The following is a 7075-nucleotide window of genomic DNA, read 5'->3' on the forward strand; positions in this document are numbered from 1 at the left end:
ACTCTTCCTACTGAAAGTAGGACGTGCTCTGGTAGCACCGCTGACGCCTGACGAGGACTCATGTTCCTCGCGACATCAGGAATATTAGCAGCTCAACACCCCTGCACCGAATCGCGGTCCGGAGGCGGCCGGGCCGGAGGTCCTCGCGAAATTCGAGGGCCTCGGCGGGCTACCTGTCGAACCGCTTCTGGGACCCGGAGGACATTGCCGTCCTGGCCCGCCGATCCACGCCCGGGGACGCCGAGCGGGTGGACATCGTGGTGCGCGCGGGCGTCAGCGACGACGTGTCGAGGCCTAGGTCCAGCGTCCACTGGAGACGCTCGCTGTCCGGGGTGGCGGTCCACCAGTAGTCGAACAGGTCCTGAGGACCGGACACCGTGGGCCTCCTGGAGCGGCCGAGCCGCCGCGAATGCGGAAGGGTCCGGCACCTGTGTGGTGCCGGACCCTTCCGACGGTGGAGCGCCAGGCCCGGGTTGCACGGACTCTTCCTACTGAAAGTAGGACGTGCTCTGGTAGCACCGCTGACGCCTGACGAGGACTCATGTTCCTCGCGACATCAGGAATATTAGCAGCTCAGTGCCGGTGCGCCGAATCGTGGCCCCGAAGCAGTCGGGCCGGGAGGTACGGGGACTCGACGCGGACGGTCCAACCGCGGTGGCGGCGGGCGTGGCAGGCGAGGGCCAGGACGTCGAGGTTGAGCGGGGCGGTGGGCTCGGTGGCCCGGTCGGCGACGCGGTGGTGGTCGCGGTGGGCGGTCAGGGCGTCGAGGAGGGCGAGGTTGAAGCCGGCCTCGTCGCCGTCGACGAGCTGGGAGAGCAGGGCGACCGGCGCCGGGAAGAAGCCCCACTCCTGGGCGCGTGCGGCTTCGAGCCGGGCCTTCTCGACGGCGGGGCGGGCGTCGATGCCGCGGAGGTGGTCGTGCAGGGCGAGGCGGTAGGCCGCGTACACGGAGCGGTCGCCGGTGGAGTGGGTGGGGCCGGTGAGGAGGAGTGGGGCGAGGTCGTCCTGGTTGCCGGTGATGAGGGCGAGGTTCACGGCGAGCTGCCAGTGGCCGGGGCCGGTGTCGTCGTCGCGGGTGGCGGGGAAGTACACGGTCCGGCCGGCCAGGGTGACGGCGACGGTGCTGCCCGGGTCGGCGAGGGCGATCCGGGAGAGCGCGGAGCCGATCCCGGAGGCCAGACGGAGATCGGCGAGCTGGGTGTCGGTGATGTCGTCGGCGTGTGAGGCGCGGGCGCGGAACAGACGGACCTGCTGCCCGAAGGCGTGGGCGAGGCTGGAGACGGGGTAGCCGTCGTCGGGCTCGGGGGCGATCGCCCGCCGGATGCCGCGCTCGTAGTGGGCCTCGCTGTCCGGGTGGAGGGGGATCGGCGGGGTCGGACGATCCAGCCGGACGGGCCAGGCCATGTCCTCGGGGCGGCGTTCGGGGGTGGCGAAGCCGGTGACGAGGGAGTGGGGGAGGTAGTCGCTCTCGACGGTGGGGAGCCAGCCGTGGGCGCGGTGGGCCAGGGCGGAGAGGGCGAGCGGGAGGAGGGGGAGAAGGGTGCGGGGGCGGGTGCCGTCCGTGCGGTCGAGGAGGGCGAGGACGGCGGCGTCGAAGGCGGGGCGGTCGAGGGTGGCGAGAGCGTGGAGGGCGCGAAGGGCGGGGTCGTCACCGGCGTTCGAGGGAGCGTCGATGCGGGTGAGGAAGTGGGAGAGGAGAGCAGTGGCGAGGTCGGAGGAGGAGGCGAGGGCCTGCCAGGTGAAGATGAAGGCTTCGGCGTGGCGGTCGAACGTGTCGGTGAGGACGGCGAGGCAGAAGGCGTTGACCCACCGGTGGGCGGTGAGGGGGGTGGGGGTGTCCGCGGCCTCGGGGTCGTAGCTCATCCCGATGTTGACGTAGTCGAGGAAGACGGAGAAGCGCTCGCGGGGGTAGTAGGCGGCGAAGGAGACGGCGCCGGCGGCGGCTTCGGCGGCGTTGCGCAGGAGGGCCCTGGCCTCGGGGGAGGAGAGCTCGGGGGAGGTGACGGAGAGGGCGCCGAGCTGGTCGAGGAAGGCGTCGGAGATGAGCTGCCACTCGGTGGCGGTCATCAGGCCGGCGCGGGAGTAGGAGTGGACTTGGCGACCGATGCGGTCGGAGAAGTCGTCGAGGGCTGGGGTGGCTACCTGGTGGCGCTCTATCCGCATGGGGACGATTGAAGCACCGGCCGGGGACGGGGGACCCGGCCGGTGCAGCGGGGGAGTCAGACGTCGAACTCGCCCTGGCGGATGGCGGCTACGAGGTCGCGCCATTCGTCGGGGGTGAGTTGGGCGATGGCTTCGGGCAGGAGACTGCTGCGGACGTAGACGGCGTCGGAGGTCACGGCAACCTCGGGGCAGTTATTCGAGTTGGCGCACGACGCCGGGCGTGTCCAGGCGAGAATCTTCACGATCTATATCTCCTTCTTGATCTTCGCGATCAGGTCGCGAGAACCTTCAACCGAAAGAGACCGATCAGTCATCCGCTCGATGATGCCGCGGTACGTGTTCAGATGCTCTGTCGTGTGGAGGAAGATCGGCCCATCGACCGAGTCGTATTGGACCGTGTCGAGACGAGGGACGGGGCCCTTTGCGTAGATGATGGCCTGGCCGGACCCCATGAAGCCGCCCGAATCGAACGTGACGACTCGAAGTGTCACGTGAGGGCGCTGAGATAGCTCCAGCATCCAGTCCAACTGTTCCCGAGTGACGTCACGGCCGCCGAACTGCGCGTGCAGGGCAGCCTCGTAGACGATCGCCGTGTAGGGATGGGCCCCTTCCGCCATCAGCGTCTGCGATCGACGCAAGCGTTGTTCGACTCGTGTCTCGACGACGCGCGGAGTCAGCGGCGACTGGGCGCACTGAAAGATCGCGCGGCAGTATCGCTCCGACTGCATCGGCCCCGGCAGATGGCAGATCTGGTACGACTGCATGCCCATCGAGTAGTGCTCAAGCTCGCAGATGTCGAGAAATCCCTGCGGAACAAAGCCGCGATACTCGTCCCACCACCCCTTGTGCCGTTCCTCGGCCATAGCCGCGAGAGCTGCGACGTACTCGGAGTCAGCCTCTCCGAAGGCTTCCGCGAGCGCCCGGACGCGCTCCGCCGTGATGGGGTAGTTCCCCTTCTCGACCTGCGTGATCTTCGTCCGATCGAGGCTGAACACGGCAGCAGCTTGGGCAGTTGTCTGCTTGGCGCTGTCTCGCATCTTCCGCAGCTCGATGCCCAATCGCTCCTGCCTGGCCGATGGGGTTGTACGTGGTGGCATGGCCCAAGCATCTACGCCGTATCGCCAACAGTCCAGCGACCACCAGTGGACCATGTTTCCGGATCTGGTGGCACATGTGAGCCTTCATGCCCTACAGTCTGTGATGCACCGATCACCGAACGGATCGTCAGTAACGCCGCTCGGGCACCGAAGAACACCCATGTCCAGTGGGTTCGTTCACGGCGACGCATCCGCCGGTCTCACCCTTTCCCCTTCGGGAGACACTGTGCGCAACCTCAACTCCCCCTCCCTCACCCTCTCCCGCGACGCCCTCCGCGACGGGATGACCAGCGCGGGCTGGCCGCCCTCCCTCATCGCGGACGCCGAACTCGCCATGGTCGAACTCATTGTCAACGCCTGGCGGCACGGCGGGACGACCTCCCCGGTCATCCTGATCCACCACCGCGCGAACACCCTCCGGGTCGCCGTCTCCGACCGCAGCCCCCTCCTCCCGGAGCAGGCCCCCCTCTCCCTCCTCTCCGAGACCGGCCGGGGCCTCCAGCTCGTCGCCGGCCTCACCCACCGCTGGGGCGTCGACCCCCAACAGCTCGGCAAAACGGTCTGGTTCGAGCTGGACGGTGCCGCGTGAGCGCCCACCACCCCATCCACCCCGCCGACCCGGCCCTGCTCCACCTCACCTCGCGCCAGGTCGCCGAACTGATCGTCGAACTCCGCACCGAAGGCCGCGAGTTCGGCCTCCTCTGGCCCTCCGCCACCCCGGGTGACACCAACCTCCACGGCCGTCGCCTGATCGACGTCGGCAACATCCCGGCCAGCACCCTGATCAACCTCCTCGCGCTCATCCGCGAGTTCCGGCGCAACCGCGACGCCCAGCACCGGGCGGAGTGACGACACCTTCCCGGATCAGCCCGGCTCTGTGATTCTGTTCGGATGCTGCTCCCCGACGCCGCCTCGCAGGCCCACCTGATCGAAGTCGTCCGGATCGCCGACCCGAGGAGCGCCTACGGTTCGGACTCCGTAACCGGCGAGACTCTCGCCGTCTGGGAGACGGAGCACCTCCGGTCCGCCCTCGACCTGATCGGCGGGCTGCCGGAAGGCGAACTGCGGCGCTGCTTCGAGCCCGGCTACGGCATCCGAGCCCATGCCCCCGACGGGCTCCTCCTCGAAATCTCCTTCTGCTTCAGCTGCCACGGCGCCTGGCTGGCAGGCCCCGGAGTGCCGGCCGACCTCCGGGGCATGCAGAGCTTCGATGCCGACAGCCCGCCCGCCCGCGAGCTGCTCGACCGCTTCCGCGCGTCCGCCGCCGCTCCGGCGTGACGCCTCATCCCTGACCGGACCGACCGCAACCCCAGGAGTCGCCATGCCCGCACCGCAACAGCCCGACGACCCGTACGCGGCGAGCGGCGTCGTGGGCCCCTCCCCCGAAGGGGCCGCCCTGCCGCTGCCGCCGGTGTTCGACTCGGTGGAGGAGGAGCGCCAGTACCGCAAGGAGCAACTGGCGGCGGGCTTCCGCCTGTTCGGCCGGTTCGGCTTCTCCGAGGGCGTCGCCGGGCACATCACCGCCCGCGACCCGGAGAACCCGAACTGGTTCTGGGTGAACCCGTTCGGCATGAGCTTCAGCCAGATCAAGGCCTCCGACCTGGTCCTGGTCGACCACGACGGCACCCTGCTGCACGGCAGCCGGCCGGTGAACCGGGCGGCGTTCGCGATCCACTCCCAGGTGCACGCGGCCCGCCCGGACGCGATCGCCGCCGCGCACTCGCACTCGCTCCACGGCAAGGCCTTCTCCAGCCTCGGCATCCCGCTCGACCCGATCACCCAGGACGCCTGCGCCTTCTTCGAGGACCACGGGCTGTACAGCGACTACCGGGGCGTCGTGACCGAGACCGAGGAGGGCAAGCGGGTGGCCGCCGCGTTGGCGGGTCACAAGGCCGTGATCCTCCAGAACCACGGCCTGCTGACGGTCGGCCAGTCGGTCGCCGAGGCGGTCTGGTGGTTCGTCACGATGGAGCGGTCCTGCCAGGCACAGCTGCTCGCGATGGCCGCCGGCACCCCGAAGCCGATCGACCGGGAGACCGCCCTGATCACCCGCGGCCAGATCGGGACCCCGCTGGCCGGCTGGTTCCAGGCCCGCCCGCTGTGGGACCAGATCACCGTCTCCGACCCCGATCTCTTCGACTGACCGGCCCCGTACTCCACGCCCCTTCCGCCCTCGCCCCGGAGCCATCCCGTGTCCACCACTCCCGCCCGGAGCAAGCTCCGGATCACCGTGTTCGGCGCCGGATCCATCGGCTGCCACCTCGGCGGCATGCTCGCCTCGACCGCCGAGGTGACCCTGATCGGCCGGCCGGCGGCGATGGCGGCGATCGACGCGGACGGGCTGACCCTCACCGGCCCGGGCGAGGCCCGCCGCGAGGTGCGGGACGTGACCGCCGCCGCCGACGCGAAGGCCGCGGCCGGCGCCGACTGCGTCCTGGTCACGGTGAAGTCCGCCGACACCGCGACCGCCGCCCGGGAACTCGCCCCGTACCTCGGCCCCGACACGGTGGTGGTGAGCTTCCAGAACGGCCTGCGCAACCCTGCGGTCCTCGCGGCCGCGCTGCCGTCCCACCGGGTGCTGGCCGGCATGGTCCCGTACAACGTGGTGCGGACCGGCCCCGCCGCCTTCCACCAGGGCAGCGGCGGGTCGCTGATGCTGGCCGCCGGGGAGGGCGCGGACGCCCTCGCCGACGCGGCCCGGGCGAGCGGCCTGCAACTGGAACTGCGGTCGGACACGCCGGCCGTCCAGGCGGCGAAGCTGCTGATGAACCTCAACAACGCGGTCAACGCGCTCTCCGGCCTGCCGCTGCGCGAGCAGGTCGGGCAGCGGGCGTACCGGCTGTGCGTGGCGCGCTGCCAGCGGGAGGCGCTGGCGGCGTTCCGGGCCGCCGGAATCGCGCCGGCGCGGCTCGGCCCGGTGGCATCGGGGCTGATGCCACGGGTGCTCGGCCTGCCGGACGTCCTGTTCCAGCGGCTGGCCGGGGCCGGCCTGCGGATCGACGCCACCGCCCGCTCCTCGATGTGGGAGGACCTCCAACGCGGACGCCCCACCGAGATCGACTCGCTCCAGGGCGAGATCGTCGCCCTCGCCGAACGCCACGGCCTCACCGCCCCCGCCAACGCCCGCCTCGTCACCCTCGTCCGCGAAGCCGAGGCGGCCGCCCCCGGTGCCGCCCCCGCCTGGGCCGGCCCCGCCCTCCTTGTCGAACTCGCCGCAGCCGGCTGACAGTCGGCCCGGCCGTGGCTAGGCCAGCGGCCGGTAGAACGGGCGGTCCGGGGCGAAGTTGTGGGAGTGGACCGTGACGTCCTCGCCCTTGAGGTACGCCAGCATCCAGTCGCCGAACGTCAACTCGTAGGACACGAACTCCAGGGTGTCCGTCTCCAGTACGCCCACGCCCCACGGTGCCGACGGCTCGTCGGGCACCCGCAGGAAGACGAACTCGCCCGTGGTGGCCGTGGCGATCGGCAGCAGCTCGCCGGGGCCCGACCCTGCCGGGGCGGGAAGGAACTCCGCTTCGTCCTCGTCGCGCCAGAGTTCGAGCGACTCCTTGATCTTCTCGCCCAGGTTCCTGATCGGATGGCCGGGGTGTTCCAGGTACAGCTGGCTGTTGATCTCCACCGGACCGTAGGCGTCGGTGAAGTCCCGGAAGTCGGCGGGGAGGGCGACCCCGAGTTCCTGCTCCAGCCGCACCCAGGCAGTGGGATCGGACCAGTTGAAACGGGGTTCTCCCAGCAGTGCCTTGAGATCCTCGAACGTCGCCATCCCTCTCCCCTTGCGTGTGGACCCGGCCGAAGGCTACGGCCCGCTGCTGACA

General features: G+C 70.4%; 10 protein-coding genes. 5 read left to right on the top strand and 5 right to left on the bottom strand.

The annotated features are described in order from the left end of the window. Positions 1-169: 169 nt before the first annotated feature. The 4 genes from ACFU7Y_RS36470 to ACFU7Y_RS36485 all read right to left on the bottom strand — a co-directional run bounded on the left by ACFU7Y_RS36470 (position 170) and on the right by ACFU7Y_RS36485 (position 3221). Positions 170-376, bottom strand: a complete 207-nt coding sequence (locus ACFU7Y_RS36470) for a hypothetical protein (protein ID WP_380770928.1) — start codon at positions 374-376, stop codon at positions 170-172. Positions 377-573: 197 nt separating this feature from the next. Next, the gene (locus ACFU7Y_RS36475; RefSeq protein WP_380770929.1) at positions 574-2163 is read right to left on the bottom strand and encodes an immunity 49 family protein; all 1590 of its coding nucleotides are present in this window, start codon (positions 2161-2163) and stop codon (positions 574-576) included. 56 nt (positions 2164-2219) lie between these two features. Then, the gene (locus ACFU7Y_RS36480; RefSeq protein WP_224276067.1) at positions 2220-2405 is read right to left on the bottom strand and encodes a DUF397 domain-containing protein; all 186 of its coding nucleotides are present in this window, start codon (positions 2403-2405) and stop codon (positions 2220-2222) included. Between the two features lie 3 nt (positions 2406-2408). Next, positions 2409-3221, bottom strand: coding sequence for a DUF5753 domain-containing protein (locus tag ACFU7Y_RS36485; RefSeq protein ID WP_263454557.1), 813 nt, complete (start codon positions 3219-3221; stop codon positions 2409-2411). Positions 3222-3486: 265 nt separating this feature from the next. On the opposite strand from ACFU7Y_RS36485, the gene ACFU7Y_RS36490 reads away from it, so the two are divergent. The 5 genes from ACFU7Y_RS36490 to ACFU7Y_RS36510 are packed head-to-tail and all read left to right on the top strand — an operon-like array spanning position 3487 to position 6486. Continuing rightward, positions 3487-3849 (top strand): ATP-binding protein, encoded by a 363-nt coding sequence (locus tag ACFU7Y_RS36490; RefSeq protein ID WP_224276071.1) that lies wholly within the window; start codon positions 3487-3489, stop codon positions 3847-3849. Next, positions 3846-4109: a hypothetical protein gene (locus ACFU7Y_RS36495; RefSeq protein WP_224276097.1), complete on the top strand. Its 264-nt coding sequence runs from the start codon at positions 3846-3848 to the stop codon at positions 4107-4109. Before ACFU7Y_RS36490 ends, ACFU7Y_RS36495 begins: the two co-directional genes overlap by 4 nt. Positions 4110-4151: 42 nt before the next feature. After that, a complete protein-coding gene (locus tag ACFU7Y_RS36500) occupies positions 4152-4538 on the top strand; it encodes a hypothetical protein (protein WP_224276099.1) in 387 nt (128 codons plus the stop codon). Between the two features lie 43 nt (positions 4539-4581). Next, positions 4582-5403, top strand: coding sequence for a class II aldolase/adducin family protein (locus tag ACFU7Y_RS36505; RefSeq protein ID WP_224276101.1), 822 nt, complete (start codon positions 4582-4584; stop codon positions 5401-5403). Positions 5404-5451: 48 nt separating this feature from the next. After that, complete coding sequence (locus ACFU7Y_RS36510; RefSeq protein ID WP_380770930.1) at positions 5452-6486, top strand: 2-dehydropantoate 2-reductase; 1035 nt, start codon at positions 5452-5454, stop codon at positions 6484-6486. An 18-nt stretch (positions 6487-6504) separates the two neighbouring features. Here the strand turns inward: ACFU7Y_RS36510 and ACFU7Y_RS36515 are convergent, their stop codons facing one another. Then, complete coding sequence (locus tag ACFU7Y_RS36515) at positions 6505-7023, bottom strand: SMI1/KNR4 family protein (protein ID WP_380770931.1); 519 nt, start codon at positions 7021-7023, stop codon at positions 6505-6507. Positions 7024-7075: the final 52 nt, after the last annotated feature.

Source organism: Kitasatospora sp. NPDC057542 (assembly GCF_042801945.1).
Lineage (GTDB): Bacteria > Actinomycetota > Actinomycetes > Streptomycetales > Streptomycetaceae > Kitasatospora.

What these genes read in the sequence shown, in the direction of transcription:
- ACFU7Y_RS36475 (WP_380770929.1), bottom strand. Translation starts at nt 2,163, where the DNA reads ATGCGGATAGAGCGCCACCAGGTAGCCACCCCAGCCCTCGACGACTTC.
- ACFU7Y_RS36500 (WP_224276099.1), top strand. Translation starts at nt 4,152, where the DNA reads ATGCTGCTCCCCGACGCCGCCTCGCAGGCCCACCTGATCGAAGTCGTC.
- ACFU7Y_RS36505 (WP_224276101.1), top strand. Translation starts at nt 4,582, where the DNA reads ATGCCCGCACCGCAACAGCCCGACGACCCGTACGCGGCGAGCGGCGTC.
- ACFU7Y_RS36515 (WP_380770931.1), bottom strand. Translation starts at nt 7,023, where the DNA reads ATGGCGACGTTCGAGGATCTCAAGGCACTGCTGGGAGAACCCCGTTTC.